Raw genomic sequence first — 15933 nt, 5'->3', positions numbered from 1 at the left:
GAAGGTAGCGCCGAGCAAGGTCACCTGTCATGCCTGTCTCAGAGAGACACTCATGACACATGCCCCGCCGCACAATCCAGCCCGGCCGGCGCTTGAGGACAAGCCCGAAGGGCGGCAATCCAGCCCGTCCGGCGCTTGAGGACGAGCCCGAAGGGCGACAGACCGAGCCGAAGTCCCCGCCCAGCCCCCTGCAAGGGGTCAGCCCCGCAGCGCCGCCGCCACCGCCTCACCGATCGCCGTCGTCGGCCGCCCGATCAGCCGAGCAAGCTCCCCACTCGTCCCCGCAAGGCGCCCCCGCCCGATCCCCGCGTCGACGTCGACGAGGAGCGCCGCCATGGGCTCCGGCACCCCCGCCCCGGTCAGCACGGCGAGGTGCTGCTCGGAGGGGACGTTCACGTACGAGATGTCCTTGCCGCTGCGCGCCGCGACCTCGGCGGCGTACTCGGCGAAGCTCCACGCGACGTCGCCGCTCAGCTCGTAGACCTTGCCCTCGTGGCCCTCGCCGGTCAGGACCGCGACGGCGGCCGCGGCGTAGTCGGCGCGCGAGGCGGAGGCGACCCGGCCCTCGCCCGCGGAGGCGATGACGGCGCCGTGCTCCAGGACCGGGGCGAGGTGCTCGGTGTAGTTCTCGTGGTACCAGCCGTTGCGCAGGAAGGTGTAGGGCAGGCCGGAGTCGAGGATCAGCTGCTCGGTCACCTTGTGCTCGGCCGCCAGCTCGAAGTCGGCGTCCGGGCCGCCGAGGATGCCCGTGTACGCGAGGAGCGCGACGCCCGCCTCGCGCGCCGCGTCGACGACCGCGCGGTGCTGCGGCACGCGGCGCCCGACCTCGCTGCCGGAGATCATCAGGACGCGGTCGCCCGCGGCGAAGGCGCCGCGCAGGGTCTCGGGCGCGCTGTAGTCGGCCATGCGCAGCGCTATGCCGCGCTCGGCGAGGTCGGCGGCCCGCTCCTTGTCGCGTACGACGGCCGCGATCTCCCCGGCCGGGACGCGGGCGGCGAGCAGCCCCTCGATGACGAGGCGGCCCAGGTTTCCGGTGGCTCCGGTGACGACGATGCTCATGGGTGGAATCTCCGTTTTGAATCGTTAGGACTCGTTACGACTGGTCTGACACCCACCCTAGAGACAGCGCTAACTTTCCGTAAGTACCCACTTTGAAGTAAGGTACTGGCATGGACGTAAGCGACTGGACCGCGCGCGAGGAGATGTGCCCGCACCGCCTCGTTCTTGAGCACGTCACGAGTCGCTGGGGCGTCCTCGTCCTGATCGCCCTGGAGGAGCGCTCGCACCGGTTCAGCGAGCTGCGCCGCCGGATCGGCAGCGTCAGCGAGAAGATGCTGGCCCAGACGCTGCAGATCCTGGAGCGTGACGGCCTGGTGCACCGCGACGCCAAGCCGGTCATCCCGCCCCGCGTCGACTACTCCCTCACGGAGCTCGGCCGTGAGGCCGCAGCGCAGGTCAGGGCCCTCGCGACATGGACGGAGCGGCGCATGGACGACGTGCTCAAGGCGCGCCTGGAGTACGACGAAGCCCGGTCCTGAAAGATCAGAACCGGGCCTAGAGGAGAAGACCTGGGGGCCTAGCCGACGACCGTCCAGGTGTCCTTGCCCGCGAGGAGCGTGGCGAGGTCGCCCTTGCCGTCCCTCTCGATGGCGCTGTCGAGCTGGTCGGCCATGAGCGTGTCGTAGACCGGGCGTTCGACGTTGCGCAGGACGCCGATCGGGGTGTGGTGCAGGGTGTCCGGGTCGGCGAGCCGGGACAGGGCGAAGGCCGTGGTCGGTGACGTGGAGTGCGCGTCGTGGACCAGGACGTCGGCCTCGTTCTCCGGCGTGACGGCGACGACCTTGAGGTCGCCGGTCAGGGTGTCGCGTACGACACCCTTCGAGCGGTCGGCGCCGAAGCGGATCGGCTGCCCGTGTTCCAGGCGGATCACCGCCTCCTCGGCCTGCTGCTTGTCCTTGAGGACCTCGAAGGCGCCGTCGTTGAAGATGTTGCAGTTCTGGTAGATCTCCACCAGCGCGGTGCCGGGGTGGGCGGCGGCCTCGCGGAGCACCGAGGTGAGGTGCTTGCGGTCGGAATCCACGGTCCGCGCCACGAAGGACGCCTCCGCGCCGATGGCCAGCGAGACCGGGTTGAAGGGCGCGTCCAGGGAGCCCATCGGCGTCGACTTGGTGATCTTGCCGAGCTCGGAGGTCGGACTGTACTGGCCCTTCGTGAGGCCGTAGATCCGGTTGTTGAAGAGCAGGATCTTCAGGTTCACGTTGCGGCGCAGGGCGTGGATGAGGTGGTTGCCGCCGATGGACAGCGCGTCGCCGTCGCCGGTGACCACCCACACGCTCAGGTCCCGCCGCGAGGAGGCGAGTCCGGTGGCGATGGCCGGGGCGCGGCCGTGGATGGAGTGCATCCCGTACGTGTTCATGTAGTACGGGAAGCGGGAGGAGCAGCCGATGCCCGAGACGAAGACGACGTTCTCCTTCGCCAGGCCCAGTTCGGGCATGAAGCCCTGCACGGCGGCCAGTACGGCGTAGTCACCGCAGCCGGGGCACCAGCGCACCTCCTGGTCGGACTTGAAGTCCTTCATGGACTGCTGGGCATCGGCCTTGGGCACCAGGGAAAGTGCTTCGATCGCGCCCCCGGTCCCCTCCGGCCCGGCCGTTTGAGTGTCAGCCATCGATGGCCTCCTTGAGAGCCGTGGCGAGCTGCTCGGCCTTGAACGGCATTCCGTTGACCTGGTTGTACGAGACGGCGTCCACCAGATACTTCGCACGGATCAGCGTGGCGAGCTGACCGAGGTTCATCTCGGGGATCACCACCTTGTCGTAACGCGCGAGGACCTCGCCCAGATTCCGCGGGAAGGGGTTGAGGTGGCGCAGATGGGCCTGCGCGATGGACTCGCCCGCGGTGCGCAGCCGGCGGACCGCCGCGGTGATCGGCCCGTACGTCGAACCCCAGCCGAGGACGAGGGTGTCGGCGTCCCCGCCCGCGTCGTCGACCTCCACGTCGGGCACCTCGATGCCGTCGACCTTGGCCTGCCGGGTGCGCACCATGAAGTCGTGGTTGGCCGGGTCGTAGGAGATGTTGCCCGTGCCGTCCTGCTTCTCGATGCCACCGATGCGGTGCTCAAGGCCCGGCGTGCCCGGGATCGCCCAGGGGCGGGCCAGGGTCTGCGGATCGCGCTTGTAGGGCCAGAAGGTCTCGGCGCCGTCGGCCTCGGTGTGGTTGGGTCCGGAGGCGAACTGCACGCGCAGGTCGGGCAGTTCGTCGACCTCGGGGATGCGCCAGGGCTCCGAGCCGTTGGCCAGGTAGCCGTCGGACAGCAGGAAGACCGGCGTCCGGTACGTCACGGCGATCCGGGCCGCCTCCAGCGCCGCGTCGAAGCAGTCCGCCGGCGTCTTCGGCGCCACGATCGGCACCGGAGCCTCGCCGTTGCGCCCGTACATCGCCTGCAGCAGGTCGGCCTGCTCGGTCTTGGTCGGCAGGCCCGTGCTCGGGCCGCCGCGCTGGATGTCGACGATCAGCAGCGGCAGTTCGAGGCTGACCGCCAGGCCGATGGTCTCCGACTTGAGCGCCACGCCGGGGCCGGAGGTCGTCGTCACCGCGAGGGAACCGCCGAACGCGGCGCCCAGCGCCGCGCCGATGCCCGCGATCTCGTCCTCGGCCTGGAAGGTGCGGACGCCGAAGTTCTTGTGCCGGGACAGCTCGTGCAGGATGTCCGAGGCCGGTGTGATCGGGTAACTGCCCAGGTAGAGCGGCAGATCCGCCTGCCGGCCCGCCGCGATCAGGCCGTACGAAAGGGCCAGGTTGCCCGAGATGTTGCGGTAGGTGCCGGTCGCGAACGCCTGGGTGGCCGGGGCCACTTCGTAGGAGACCGCGAAGTCCTCGGTGGTCTCGCCGAAGTTCCACCCCGCGTGGAACGCCGCGATGTTCGCCTCGGCGATCTCCGGGCGCTTGGCGAACTTGGCCCGCAGGAACTTCTCGGTGCCCGCGGTCGGCCGGTGGTACATCCACGACAGCAGGCCGAGCGCGAACATGTTCTTCGAGCGGCCCGCGTCCTTGCGGGAGAGGTCGAAGTCCTTGAGCGCCTCCACCGTCAGTGTGGTCAGCGGCACCGGGTGGAGGCTGTAGCCGTCCAGGGAGCCGTCCTCGAGAGGTGAGGTGGCGTAACCGACCTTCTGCATCGCGCGCTTGGAGAACTCGTCGGTGTTGACGATGACCTCCGCGCCGCGCGGCACGTCGCCGATGTTCGCCTTCAGGGCCGCCGGGTTCATCGCCACCAGGACGTTCGGCGCGTCGCCCGGGGTCAGGATGTCGTGGTCGGCGAAGTGCAGCTGAAAGGAGGAGACACCCGGCAGCGTTCCGGCCGGGGCGCGGATCTCCGCGGGGAAGTTCGGCAGCGTCGACAGGTCGTTGCCGAAGGACGCCGTCTCCGAGGTGAACCGGTCGCCCGTGAGCTGCATCCCGTCACCGGAGTCACCCGCGAAACGGATGATGACCCGGTCCAGACGGCGCACATCTTTGTCACCTGCAGGCTTGCGTTGGCCTCCGACGACTGCCGCGTCGGCCTGCTCGGCTTGGCTACTGACCTGGCTGGTCACTGAACTGGACCTCCCTCGAGGCGACTGAGCGGAATCGCCGGGACGACCGGCGCTCCCAAGGTCCACCCTACGTCCGTAAGGGGTGCCTTCCTGGGGTTGTTCGCATGGTGGAAGCACTTCTGAGACACCGTGTCGCACTCATTTGCCATGGTTTGCCTCGCCCCCGGTCCTCCTTGGAAGACGCTCCCCGCTCATCCTTTGGTTCTAGGACCCACCGCCCGACGGCCCCCTCGCGGCGGTGCCTCTCCGTGATCGTCCCTGCTCCCGCTGTCATGATCTCCGGGTCCGGAAGCCATCTGACAGGGTGTCAGTCATTTATGAGTTGAGGTAGGTGAGGACCGCCAGCACGCGGCGGTGATCCCCGTCACTCTGGGACAGCCCGAGCTTCAGGAAGATGTTGCTCACGTGCTTCTCGACGGCGCCGTCGCTCACCACGAGCTGCCGGGCCACCGCCGAGTTGGTCCGTCCCTCGGCCATCAGCCCGAGTACCTCGCGTTCGCGTGGTGTAAGCCCCGCGAGCACGTCCTGCTTGCGGCTGCGGCCGAGCAGCTGCGCCACGACCTCCGGGTCGAGTGCCGTGCCGCCCTGCGCGACCCGGACGACCGCGTCCACGAACTCCCGCACCTCGGCGACCCGGTCCTTGAGCAGATAGCCCACGCCCCGGCTCGATCCGGCGAGGAGTTCGGTCGCGTACTGCTCCTCCACGTACTGCGAAAGAACCAGGACCCCGAGTCCCGGGTGCTGGTGGCGCAGATACACCGCGGCGCGTACGCCCTCGTCGGTGTGGGTCGGGGGCATCCGCACATCGGCCACGACCACGTCCGGCAGGTCGTTCTGCGCGGCGAGGTCGGTGATCGTCTTGATCAGCGCGTCGGCGTCCCCCACTCCCGCCACCACATCGTGCCCGCGGTCGGTCAGCAGCCGGGTCAGGCCCTCCCGGAGCAGCACTGAATCCTCGGCGATGACCACCCGCACTTTGTCCTCCACTTTTTGGCCCCCCGGCACTTTTTTCGGCCCCCCGGCGCGCTTGTCCGCCCCCGCGTCGGCCCGGCGACGGTATCGCCCCGCCGAACACTCGGCACCCCAGTATCGCGCGATCCGAGGCGGCTCACCGGTCCGGTCGACGGACTGGTCGCCGGGCCGGTCGCCGGGCGGCCCGCCCGCGCATGCGCCGCCCCCGGCTCGGCGTACGAACCGGGGGCGGCGCACCGGCAGGGGCGCAGGCAGGCGCGGGTCAGGCCTGTCGCCAGGGCAGCTCGGCGGTGACCGCCGTCGGGCCGCCCACCGGCGAATCGACCACCAGGATTCCGTCGACCGCGCCGAGGCGCTCCGCGAGACCCGCGAGGCCGGAGCCCGCCGAGACGTCCGCGCCGCCCGTCCCGTCGTCGGTGACCTGGAGCATCAGCCGGTTCTCGGCCCGCCAGACGTCGACGCCCGCGGACTTGGCGCCGCTGTGCTTGCTGATGTTCTGCAGGAGCTCGGAGACCGTGAAGTACGCGATGCCTTCGATGGCGGCCGCCGGGCGGTTCGTCAGGTCCACCTCCACCTGGACCGGCACCGTGCAGCGGGCGGCGAGCGCGGAGAGCGCGGCGTCCAGACCGCGGTCGGTGAGGACGGCGGGGTGGATGCCGCGGGCCAGGTCCCGCAGCTCCTGGAGGGCGACCTTCACCTCGCCGTGCGCCTCGTCCACCATGCGCGCCGCGGCCTCCGGGTCCTCGGTGAGCTTCTCCTTGGCCAGGCCCAGATCCATGGCGAGGGCGACCAGGCGGGCCTGCGCGCCGTCGTGCAGATCGCGTTCGATGCGGCGCAGGTCGGCGGCCGCGGTGTCCACGACGACGCCGCGGTCCGACTCCAGCTCGACGACGCGGGTCGCGAGCCGCGAGGGGCCGAGCAGCCCGAACACCATCAGGCGGTCCACCGTCGTCAGGGCCCGCAGGATCCACGGCGTGGCGAGCGTGATGAGCAGGCCGGTCGCCGCGGTGACGCCGATCTCGAAGGGGTTGTCGAGGTAGATGCGGTGGCCGTCGTCGGCGAAGAGCTGGATGCCGCCCTGGCCGCCGTACATCGGGAAGAGCCAGAACCACAGCGGGTACGTGAGCATCAGCCAGCCGTACGACCAGAAGACGACCGCCACGGTGAACGAGAAGACCGACCACGGCAGCATCAGCAGCGTGTACAGCAGGTGCCGCCAGGAGGCGCCGCTCTTGAGGACGGCACCCATGAGCGCCATCGGACCGCCGCCCTTGGGGCGCAGCGGCTCCGGCGGCGCGACCTCGAGGCCGAGCAGCCCGCGGGCCCGCGTCCGCTCCAGGGCGCCGATGCCCCGGCAGCCGGCGAGACCGGCCGCGAGCACCGGGATGCCGATGAAGGTGATCAGGAGGCCCGCGCCGAGCGAGAGCGCCACGACGGCGAAGACGAAGGACGTGATGCCGATCGGCAGGCTCAGCATCGTGTAGGCGAACTCCCGCCAGGTGCGGGCCTCCACCGGGGCGCGCAGTCCGGCGGGCAGGCGGCGGCGCCGCTCCCCGACGTCGTGTCCCCGGGAATCCGGCCGGTCCATGTGCGCGTACCCCTGTCCGTACTCCGTGGCCATCGCTGCCGTCCGTTTCTGCGTCTGCTGCCGGGCTGTCGCCTGGCTGTCGCCTGTGTGCCGTGGTTCCAGATTCGCCGTCGCGACGGCTGCGGACCATGGAGCGCGTCGGCCTCTTCGCCCGGGGGTTTTCCCTACCTTCGGGCCTGGCACCGGGTCTTTCCTTCGGGCGTGGCACCGGGTCTTTCCTTCGGGCGTGGCACCGGGTCTTGCCTTTGGGCGTGGCACCGGGTCTTGCCTTTGGGCGTGGCACCGGGTCTTGCCTTTGGGCGTGGCACCGGGTCTTGCCTTTGGGCGTGGCACCAGGTCCTGTCCTCGGGCCTGGCCTCAGGTCCTGTCTTCGGGCCCGGCCTCAGGTCTTGCCTTCGGGCCCGGCCTCAGGCCCTGTCTTCGGGCCCTGCACCAGGCCCGACCCTAGGGCCCGGCCTCAGGCCCGGTGCGAGCCGTCCGCCGGGCGGTCGCGCCACGGCAGCTCCGCCGTGACCGTTGTGGGACCGCCCTCCGGCGATTCGATCACGAAGAGCCCGTCGACCGCGCCGAGCCGGTCCGCGAGCCCCGCCATGCCCGTACCGCCGTCCAGCCGCGCCCCGCCGCGCCCGTCGTCCCACACCTGGATGAGCAGCCGGTCGTCGGCCCGCCAGACGTCGACGCTCGCGGATTTGGCGCCGCTGTGCTTGCTGACGTTCTGCAGGAGCTCGGAGACCGTGAAGTACGCGATGCCCTCGATGGCGGCCGCGGGACGCGCCGGCAGGTCGGCGGTGACCTTCACCGGCACCGTGCAGCGCGACGAGACCGAGGAGAGCGCGGCGTTCAGGCCGCGGTCGGTGAGGACGGCGGGGTGGATGCCGCGGGCCAGGTCGCGCAGCTCCTGCAGCGCCAGCTTCACCTCGCCGTGCGCCTCGTCGACCATCGAGGCCGCGACCTCGGGGTCCTCCAGGAGCTTCTCCTTGGCGAGGCCGAGGCCCATGGCGAGGGCGACCAGGCGGGCCTGCGCGCCGTCGTGCAGATCGCGTTCGATGCGGCGCAGATCGGCGGCCGCGGTGTCCACGACCACCCCGCGGTCGGACTCCAGTTCGGCGATCCGCCGCTCCAACTCGTCGGAGGGCGAGAGCAGTCCGCGCACCATCGCCCGGTCGGCGTTGGCCAGGAGACGCGCGACGAAGGGCAGCACCGGCCAGAGCACGAAGAGCCCGGTGGCCATGACGGCGAAGGTGAGCACGCCCCAGGGCAGCCGGATGAAGGCGTACAGCATGGTGCGCCAGCCCACCGGGTCCTTCACGCTCGCCCACACCCGGCCGAGGATCCCCTGCCCGCGGTACCCCGGCATCGGACTCGGCTCGTCCACCCGCACGCCGAGCAGTTTCCGGGCCCGCCCCCGTTCGAACCTGCCAAGGACGCGCGCGCCGAGCAGCCCCGCCGCGAGCAGCGGCAGACCGATCACCGTGACCGTCAGTCCGATGCCCAGGGCGAACACGACCACCGCGTAGACGAAGCCGATGATGCCCGCCGGGAGGTTCACCAGGAGGTGGGCGATCTCCTTCCAGGTGTGCCGGTCGTACGCGAATCGCGCGGGTGGCGGCCGGTCGTCGTGCTGGGGCATGGTGCGTGCGGTCATACGCGCCAGAGTGCCCGGCCCGCCGCCGCGGCGCCATGAGGGCGGCCGCCCGGGGGCCCTGGGGATAACCCCACCCCGCGGTCCGGAGCGTGCCGCCGTACCCGGACCGGAGGCGGAAGCCGTGCGCCGCCGCGCGCTGTCCGAAAGCGTGACGCTGCGCGCTGTCCGAAAGCGTGACGCCCCGTGCTGTCCGAAAGCGTGACGCCGTGCGCTGACGGATGCGTGACGCTCTGCTTACCTAACCTTTAGCAGGCCCTAGACTCCCGTGCGTACAGATCGTCGAACGGGTCAGGTCAAGGACGGTCAGGGAGTGAGGGGCTGACGTGCACGTGACGAACGTCGCGGCGAGCTACTACCAGTCGTACTCCGTCGTCGGACTGCTCGCCGTCGTGGGCGTGCTGTTCGTCGCCGTGGCCTTCGGCGCGGGGCGGCTGCTGCGCCCGGTGGTGCCCACCCCGGAGAAACTCCTGACGTACGAGTGCGGCGTCGACCCGGTCGGCGAAGGCTGGGCCCACACCCAGGTCCGCTACTACGTCTACGCGTTCCTCTACGTGATCTTCGCCGTCGACTCGATCTTCCTCTTCCCCTGGGCGACGGTCTTCGCCGCGCCCGGCTACGGCGCGACGACGCTCGTGGAGATGTTCATCTTCCTCGGCTTCCTCGCCGTGGGCCTGCTGTACGCATACAAGAAGGGCGTCCTGACATGGACGTGACCCCGGACACCAACGGGCAGCCCGTGCCGCTCCCCGAGCCGAAGAGGCTGGGCGCGCTCGCCCGCCTCGCCCCCGAACCGATGAAGGTGGTCCTCAACTGGGGCCGCCGGTACTCGCTCTGGGTCTTCAACTTCGGCCTCGCCTGCTGCGCCATCGAGTTCATCGCGGCCTCCATGGCGCGGCACGACTTCATCCGGCTCGGCGTCATCCCGTTCGCTCCGGGGCCGCGCCAGGCCGACCTGATGGTCGTCTCCGGCACGGTCACGGACAAGATGGCGCCCGCCGTGAAGCGGCTGTACGAGCAGATGCCCGAGCCGAAGTACGTCATCTCGTTCGGCGCCTGCTCCAACTGCGGCGGCCCGTACTGGGACTCGTACTCGGTGACCAAGGGCGTCGACCAGATCATCCCCGTCGACGTGTACGTCCCCGGCTGCCCGCCCCGCCCGGAAGCCCTCCTCCAGGGAATCCTCAAGCTCCAGGAGAAGATCGCGCGCGAGTCGCTGGGGGAGCGGTACGGGAACGGGGCGCGACCGTCGACGGCGGCGCTGCGGAGTGGGTTGGTGCAGCCGCCCGCCCCGGCGCCGGGGGCGACGGCCGAGCAGGAGGGGGACCGGTGACCGGCTGGCTGCCGAGCCCCGTGGAGGAGCTCTTCGGCGCGGAGGCGACGGCCGAGGAGTCGTACGACGTACTCACCGTCGACGTCCCGCCCGCCTCGTGGATCACCGCTCTCGAAACCGCCCGCACCACGCTGGCCTGCACGTACTTCGACTGGCTGAGCGCGGTCGACGAGCCGGGGACGGGCTTTCGGGTCTGCGCCCACCTCGTGGTGCTCTCCCCGGTACGCCGCCTCCTGCTCCGTACGACGGTCGCGCACGAGGCCCCGGTGCTGGCCTCCGCGGTCGACGTCTACGCGGGCGCCGCCTGGCACGAGCGCGAGACGCACGAGATGTTCGGCGTGACGTTCGAGGGGCACCCCGGTCTGACCCCGCTGCTCCTCCCCGAGAACTTCGAGGGTCACCCCCTGCGCAAGGACTTCGTGCTGGCGGCCCGCGTGGCGAAGGCCTGGCCCGGCGCCAAGGAGCCGGGGGAGTCCGAGCACGGCGGACCCAAGCGCCGCCAGATGCTGCCGCCCGGCGTGCCCGACCCCAACGAGTGGGGCCCTCTGAAGGGGCAGCTCCCCGCGGCTCCGGCCCGCCCGGCTCGTGGGGCGGGGCGTGCGGCGGCCTCGGCGGCGGCATCGGCTTCGGCTTCGGCAACGGCATCCGGTGAACGCCCGGCCCGGCGCACCCGCACGGCCGGTCAGGGCTCGGCGAGCCAGACGGCTCCCGCGGAGGCGCGTCCCGCCGAGACGACTCCTGCCGAGACGACTCCCGCGGAGGCGCAGCAACCGGAGGCAGCGGAGTCGGCACGTCCCCCGAGGCGTTCGCGCAGCGTGAGCCAGGGGTCCGCGTCGCAGCGGGCGTCGACTTCGACACCGGAGTCGTCACCGGACCCGGGGGCCGCGCCTGCGGTGAATCCGGAGCCGAAGCCTGGGTCTGGGTCTGAGCCCGTGGCCGAGTCCAAGGCCACGGGTAGCTCCGACGCCCCCTGGCACCACGCCCGCCCGGCGTTCGACGACGCCCCCGAACAGCAGCCGAAGCCACAGGCCGAGCCGAGGCCGGAGCCGTCACCCGATCCGGCAACGGACGACCGGCCCGCGCCGGAACAGCCGGGCCCCGCGCCGCAACAGCCGGGCCCCGCCCCGCAACAGCAGGCCCCCGCGCCCGCCGAGCAGCCCGCCCCACCCGAGAACCCCCAGCCCCAGGACGGCGAACGCCGAGGAGGCACCGAGTGAACGACGCCCTCGACGTCGCCCTGCGCCTCGTCATCGTCTTCGCGGTGTTCCTGGTCCTGCCCCTCGTCATCGGCCAGACCGAGCACAAGGTGATGGCCCACATGCAGGGCCGCCTCGGCCCCATGCACGCGGGCGGCTTCCACGGCTGGGCCCAACTCGTCGCCGACGGCGTCAAGTTCGCCCAGAAGGAAGACATCGTCCCGGCCGAGGCCGACCGCCGCGTCTTCCAACTGGCCCCCGCGATCGCCCTCCTGCCCTACCTCCTCGTCCTCATCGCCATCCCGGTCGGCCCCGACGAGGGCGCGGTCGGCGAGGTCGTCGACGCGGGCATCTTCTTCGTGCTCGCGGTGATGGGCGTCGGCGTACTCGGCTCGCTCATGGCGGGCTGGGCCAGCGCCAACAAGTTCTCCCTCCTCGGCGGCCTGCGCACCGCCGCCCAGCTCCTCGCGTACGAACTCCCGATGCTGCTCGCCGCCGCCTCGGTCGCGATGGCCTCGGGCACGGTCTCGCTGCCCGGCATCGTCGACGCCTTCGAGTGGTGGTGGCTGCCCTGGCAGCTCGTCGGCGCGCTCGTGTTCTTCATCGCGGGCCTCGCCGAACTGCAGCGCCCGCCGTTCGACATGCCGGTCGCCGACTCCGAGATCATCTTCGGCGCCTACACCGAGTACACGGGCCTGCGCTTCGCCCTCTTCCTCCTCGCCGAGTACGCCGGGATCGTCGTCCTGTGCGGCCTGACCACCGTCCTGTTCCTGGGCGGCTGGCACGGCCCGTGGGGCGCCGACGGCCTCGGCTGGGTCTGGACCCTGCTCAAGACGGCCGTCCTGGCCTTCGTGGTCATCTGGCTGCGCGTGTCCTACCCCCGTCTCCGCGAGGACCAGCTCCAGAAGCTCTCCTGGACCCTCCTCGTCCCGCTCGCCCTCGCGCAGATCGCGCTCACCGGAATCGTGAAGGTGGCGATCAACTGATGGCTGCGTCCCTCCCGCCCACCCGGCCCCGGATTCCCGGCAGCGGCCTCGCCAAGGGCCTCGCCGTCACCCTCCGCACGATGACGAAGAAGACCGTCACCGAGCAGTACCCGGAGCACCAGCCCGAACTCCCGCCCCGCACCCGCGGCGTCATCGGCCTCTTCGAGGAGAACTGCACGGTCTGCATGCTGTGCGCCCGCGAGTGCCCGGACTGGTGCATCTACATCGACTCCCACAAGGAGACGGCCCCGCCCGCCGCCCCGGGTGGCCGCGAGCGCAGCCGCAACGTCCTCGACCGCTTCGCCATCGACTTCGCCCTCTGCATGTACTGCGGCATCTGCATCGAGGTCTGCCCCTTCGACGCGCTCTTCTGGTCCCCGGAGTTCGAGTACGCCGAGACCGACATCCACGAACTCACCCACGAGCGCGACAAACTCCGCGAGTGGATGTGGACGGTCCCGGCCCCGCCCGCCCTGGACCCCGGCGCCGAGGACCCGAAGGAACTCGCCGCCGCCCGCAAGTCCGCGGAGAAACTGGCCGCCGCCCAAGAGACGCCCGACCCCGGGCCGGAGGGGGACGCGTGACGTTCGCAGCAGCCGCCACGACGGCAGCGCAGGCCACCGTGGCCAAGTCCGCCGAGAGCCACGGCTTCCTGTCGCCGACCGGCGTCGAGATCGCCTTCCTCCTCGTCGGACTCGTCACGCTCGGCGCGGCGGTCATCACGGTCACCACCAAGCAGCTGGTGCACGCCGCGCTCTGGCTGGTGGTGGCGCTCGGCGGGCTCGCCGTCGAGTACCTCCTCCTGAGCGCCGAGTTCATCGCCTGGGTGCAGGTCCTCATCTACGTCGGTTCCGTGGTCGTCCTCCTCCTCTTCGGACTGATGCTCACCAGGGCGCCCATCGGCCGCTCCCCGGACGCCGATTCGGGCAACCGCCCGGTCGCGTTCGCGGTGGCCCTCGCCGCTGCCGCCGCCCTGGTCTGGGTCGTCGTGGACGCGTTCCGCACCACGGTGATCGACCTGGACGGCGCCGCCCAGGGCTCCACCGACGTGACCGGATCGATCCTCTTCCGGCACTGGGTGCTCCCCTTCGAGGCGCTCTCCGTCCTCCTCCTCGCCGCCCTCGTCGGCGCGATCGTCCTGTCCCGCAAGACGGCCAAGGGCACGTCCGCCCCGGAGGGAGACCGCTGATGCACCTCCACCTCGCCTATCCCACCGTCCTCGCCGCCCTCCTCTTCTGCGTCGGCCTGTACGGCGTGCTCGCCCGGCGCAACGCGATCCTGGTCCTGATGTCCGTCGAGCTGATGCTCAACGCCGTCAACCTCAACCTGGTCGCCTTCGACGTCTGGCTCCGCGACTCCCTCCACGCCGGTCAGGCCCTGACCCTCTTCACCATCGCCATCGCCGCCGCCGAGATCGGCATCGGCCTCGCGATCGTCCTGGCCGTCTACCGCAACCGCGGCAGCTCCGCCGTCGACGACCTCCGCGACACCGCCGAGGGCCCCGACGGTCCCGATGACGATGACGAGACCGTCGACGCCGACGACACCGTCGGCCCCGATGGCACCGACGAACAGCAGGCCGCACCGGCGCAGAAGGCTGAGGCCACCGCGTGACCACGACCACCCTCGCCGTCCTCGTCCCCCTCCTTCCGTTCCTGGGCGCGGCCGCAGGCCTGCTGCTGGGCCGCAAGGTCCCCGGTCTCGTACGTCCCCTCGCCGTCCTGCCGACGCTGACGGCCCTGCTCCTCGCCGTGCTCGTGGCCGTCCGGCAGGGCGGCGGCACCGGCGGCGGGCACGCCTCCCTCGACGCCGCCACCGAGCTCACCCCGACCGGCTCGGTCCCCATCGAACTCGCCCTGCACATCGACGGCTTCGCGGCCCTCGTCGCCGTCCTGGTCGGCGTCGTCGCGTCCTGCGTGCAGATCTACTCGACGGGCTACCTCCGCGAGGACCCCCGCTACCCCTCGTACGCCGCTCTCGTCTCCCTCTTCACCTCCGCGATGCTGCTCGTCGTCTACTCCGGCGACCTGATGGTGCTCCTGGTCGGCTGGGAGATCATGGGCATCTGCTCGTACTTCCTCGTCGGCCACTACTGGGAGACGCCCGAGGCGCGCGCCGCCTCCCTGAAGGCCTTCCTGGTCACCAAGCTCGGCGACGTCCCCTTCCTGATCGGCCTGTTCGCCCTGGCCGCCGACACGGGCTCCTTCCGCATCACGACGATCCTCGCGACGGTCAACGACGGCGGCCTCGACCACCCCACGCTGATCGCCCTGCTGCTCCTCGCGGGCGTGGCGGGCAAGTCCGCGCAGTTCCCGCTGCACACCTGGCTGCCCGACGCGATGGCGGGCCCCACGCCCGTCTCCGCGCTGATCCACGCCGCGACGATGGTCGCCGCCGGTGTCTACTTCGTGGCCCGGCTCCTTCCCGTCTTCGCCGCCTCCGCGGCCGCCCTGGTCGTCCTCGCGGTCATGGCCGCGGTGACGATGGCCGGTTCGGCCCTCGCCGCGCTCGCCCAGGACGACATCAAGCGCGTCCTCGCGTACTCGACGATCGGCCAGCTCGGCTACATGACCGGCGCCCTCGCCGTCGGCGACCGCGGTGCCGCCGTCTTCCACCTCCTGTCGCACGGTGCCTTCAAGGCGTTGCTGTTCCTCGCGGCGGGCGTGATCATCCACGCCGCCGGCACCAACTCCCTTGCCGCCATGTCCCGGATGAAAGGCCTGCGCGACCGCATCCCCGACGCCTACTGGACGATGACCGTGGCGCTTCTCGCGCTCGCCGCGATCCCGCCGTTCAGCGGCTTCTTCTCCAAGGAGGCGGTGCTCGGCGCCGCCGAGCACACGGCCACCGGCCACGCCGAGTCCGTGCCCACCGCGGCAGGCTGGATCGTCCTCGTCGCCGGTCTGTTCACCGCCCTCCTCACCGCCGCGTACGCGACGCGCCTGTGGCTGCTCGCCTTCAACGGCCGGGGCACCGAGGCCCCGGATCACGGCCGGCAGCCCCTCGCCATGACCGCCGTGCTGTGGGTGCTCGCCGTCCCCTCCCTCGTCTTCGGTCTCGCCGTCGGCGTCCTGCCGGACTGGTTCGACGGCCACTCGCTCACCCCGACGCTCACCACCTCCGTCCTCGGCACCGGCCTCGCACTCGTCGGCGGCCTGGTCACCTACGGCGCGTGGCGGCACACCTCGGCGCTGGCCGCCCGGGTGCCGATGGGCGCGGTCGCCGCGGACCCGGACGCCGACGGCGGTCTGGTCGAGGCGGAGGCCATCGCCACCCACACCCCCGCGTACGGGGACGTCGCGTCGGCCCCGGACCCGGCCGACCCCGGCCGCCTGCTGCTCGGGCCGCTGCACCGGCACGCCGCCGTCGGCTTCAGTCTCGACGCCGTCTACGCAGCCCTGTTCGTGCGCCCCGTGCGGGCCGCCGCGAGCCTCGTCCGCTTCCTCGACCGCGAGGTCGTCGAGACGTACGTGCGCGGCGCGGGCACGGCACCCCGCTGGCTCGGCGCGGCCGTCCGCCGCGCGCAGACCGGCAATGTCCAGACCTACCTGAGCGCGCTGCTCGCCGGCACGGTCGTCCTGGCCGTCGCCGCCGTCCTCGTCGCCACCGCCGGAGCGTGAGCAG

At 71.5% G+C, this 15933-nt stretch carries 15 protein-coding genes; 9 read left to right on the top strand and 6 right to left on the bottom strand.

Annotated elements, in window-relative coordinates; all coding sequences use genetic code 11:
* Positions 1-198: 198 nt before the first annotated feature.
* Positions 199-1059, bottom strand: coding sequence for an SDR family oxidoreductase (locus ACFVYL_RS12290; protein ID WP_389714855.1), 861 nt, complete (start codon positions 1057-1059; stop codon positions 199-201).
* Positions 1060-1169: 110 nt separating this feature from the next.
* On the opposite strand from ACFVYL_RS12290, the gene ACFVYL_RS12285 reads away from it, so the two are divergent.
* The gene (locus ACFVYL_RS12285; RefSeq protein WP_389714853.1) at positions 1170-1538 is read left to right on the top strand and encodes a winged helix-turn-helix transcriptional regulator; all 369 of its coding nucleotides are present in this window, start codon (positions 1170-1172) and stop codon (positions 1536-1538) included.
* A 38-nt stretch (positions 1539-1576) separates the two neighbouring features.
* On the opposite strand, the gene ACFVYL_RS12280 is transcribed toward ACFVYL_RS12285, so the two are convergent.
* The 5 genes from ACFVYL_RS12280 to ACFVYL_RS12260 form a co-directional block, all read right to left on the bottom strand.
* Positions 1577-2668 carry a 2-oxoacid:ferredoxin oxidoreductase subunit beta gene (locus tag ACFVYL_RS12280; protein WP_389714851.1) on the bottom strand — a complete coding sequence of 364 codons (1092 nt, stop codon included), beginning with the start codon at positions 2666-2668 and terminating at the stop codon, positions 1577-1579.
* On the bottom strand, positions 2661-4592 hold the full coding sequence (locus tag ACFVYL_RS12275) for a 2-oxoacid:acceptor oxidoreductase subunit alpha (protein ID WP_389714850.1): 1932 nt from the start codon (positions 4590-4592) through the stop codon (positions 2661-2663). Before ACFVYL_RS12275 ends, ACFVYL_RS12280 begins: the two co-directional genes overlap by 8 nt.
* A gap of 315 nt (positions 4593-4907) precedes the next feature.
* Positions 4908-5567: a LuxR C-terminal-related transcriptional regulator gene (locus tag ACFVYL_RS12270; RefSeq protein ID WP_389715087.1), complete on the bottom strand. Its 660-nt coding sequence runs from the start codon at positions 5565-5567 to the stop codon at positions 4908-4910.
* 259 nt (positions 5568-5826) lie between these two features.
* On the bottom strand, positions 5827-7185 hold the full coding sequence (locus ACFVYL_RS12265) for a sensor histidine kinase (RefSeq protein ID WP_389714849.1): 1359 nt from the start codon (positions 7183-7185) through the stop codon (positions 5827-5829).
* A 424-nt stretch (positions 7186-7609) separates the two neighbouring features.
* Positions 7610-8797, bottom strand: coding sequence for a sensor histidine kinase (locus tag ACFVYL_RS12260; RefSeq protein WP_389714847.1), 1188 nt, complete (start codon positions 8795-8797; stop codon positions 7610-7612).
* Positions 8798-9120: 323 nt separating this feature from the next.
* Between ACFVYL_RS12260 and ACFVYL_RS12255 the strand changes: the two genes are divergently transcribed.
* Genes ACFVYL_RS12255 through ACFVYL_RS12220 form a run of 8 tightly spaced genes read left to right on the top strand, consistent with a single transcriptional unit; the run spans position 9121 to position 15929 of the window.
* A complete protein-coding gene (locus ACFVYL_RS12255) occupies positions 9121-9510 on the top strand; it encodes an NADH-quinone oxidoreductase subunit A (RefSeq protein ID WP_055547887.1) in 390 nt (129 codons plus the stop codon).
* Entirely contained in the window at positions 9501-10127 is a 627-nt protein-coding gene (locus ACFVYL_RS12250; RefSeq protein WP_389714845.1) for an NADH-quinone oxidoreductase subunit B, read from the top strand. Before ACFVYL_RS12255 ends, ACFVYL_RS12250 begins: the two co-directional genes overlap by 10 nt.
* A complete protein-coding gene (locus tag ACFVYL_RS12245; RefSeq protein ID WP_389714843.1) occupies positions 10124-11344 on the top strand; it encodes an NADH-quinone oxidoreductase subunit C in 1221 nt (406 codons plus the stop codon). The genes ACFVYL_RS12250 and ACFVYL_RS12245 overlap by 4 nt, the downstream gene beginning before the upstream one ends.
* A complete protein-coding gene (locus tag ACFVYL_RS12240) occupies positions 11341-12309 on the top strand; it encodes an NADH-quinone oxidoreductase subunit H (protein ID WP_389714841.1) in 969 nt (322 codons plus the stop codon). The genes ACFVYL_RS12245 and ACFVYL_RS12240 overlap by 4 nt, the downstream gene beginning before the upstream one ends.
* Positions 12309-12893, top strand: coding sequence for a NuoI/complex I 23 kDa subunit family protein (locus ACFVYL_RS12235; RefSeq protein ID WP_389714839.1), 585 nt, complete (start codon positions 12309-12311; stop codon positions 12891-12893). The genes ACFVYL_RS12240 and ACFVYL_RS12235 overlap by 1 nt, the downstream gene beginning before the upstream one ends.
* On the top strand, positions 12890-13498 hold the full coding sequence (locus ACFVYL_RS12230; protein ID WP_389714837.1) for an NADH-quinone oxidoreductase subunit J: 609 nt from the start codon (positions 12890-12892) through the stop codon (positions 13496-13498). The genes ACFVYL_RS12235 and ACFVYL_RS12230 overlap by 4 nt, the downstream gene beginning before the upstream one ends.
* Complete coding sequence (nuoK, locus tag ACFVYL_RS12225) at positions 13498-13923, top strand: NADH-quinone oxidoreductase subunit NuoK (protein WP_389714835.1); 426 nt, start codon at positions 13498-13500, stop codon at positions 13921-13923. Before ACFVYL_RS12230 ends, nuoK begins: the two co-directional genes overlap by 1 nt.
* On the top strand, positions 13920-15929 hold the full coding sequence (locus tag ACFVYL_RS12220) for an NADH-quinone oxidoreductase subunit L (RefSeq protein ID WP_389714834.1): 2010 nt from the start codon (positions 13920-13922) through the stop codon (positions 15927-15929). Before nuoK ends, ACFVYL_RS12220 begins: the two co-directional genes overlap by 4 nt.
* Positions 15930-15933: the final 4 nt, after the last annotated feature.

The sequence above is a fragment of the Streptomyces sp. NPDC058308 genome (assembly GCF_042880275.1).
In the GTDB taxonomy this organism is placed as follows: domain Bacteria; phylum Actinomycetota; class Actinomycetes; order Streptomycetales; family Streptomycetaceae; genus Streptomyces.
This window is presented reverse-complemented; position numbering and strand designations above follow the sequence as displayed.

What these genes read in the sequence shown, in the direction of transcription:
- ACFVYL_RS12235 (WP_389714839.1), top strand. Translation starts at nt 12,309, where the DNA reads ATGGCTGCGTCCCTCCCGCCCACCCGGCCCCGGATTCCCGGCAGCGGC.
- ACFVYL_RS12280 (WP_389714851.1), bottom strand. Translation starts at nt 2,668, where the DNA reads ATGGCTGACACTCAAACGGCCGGGCCGGAGGGGACCGGGGGCGCGATC.
- ACFVYL_RS12250 (WP_389714845.1), top strand. Translation starts at nt 9,501, where the DNA reads ATGGACGTGACCCCGGACACCAACGGGCAGCCCGTGCCGCTCCCCGAG.
- ACFVYL_RS12265 (WP_389714849.1), bottom strand. Translation starts at nt 7,185, where the DNA reads ATGGCCACGGAGTACGGACAGGGGTACGCGCACATGGACCGGCCGGAT.
- ACFVYL_RS12260 (WP_389714847.1), bottom strand. Translation starts at nt 8,797, where the DNA reads ATGACCGCACGCACCATGCCCCAGCACGACGACCGGCCGCCACCCGCG.
- ACFVYL_RS12290 (WP_389714855.1), bottom strand. Translation starts at nt 1,059, where the DNA reads ATGAGCATCGTCGTCACCGGAGCCACCGGAAACCTGGGCCGCCTCGTC.
- ACFVYL_RS12285 (WP_389714853.1), top strand. Translation starts at nt 1,170, where the DNA reads ATGGACGTAAGCGACTGGACCGCGCGCGAGGAGATGTGCCCGCACCGC.
- nuoK (WP_389714835.1), top strand. Translation starts at nt 13,498, where the DNA reads ATGCACCTCCACCTCGCCTATCCCACCGTCCTCGCCGCCCTCCTCTTC.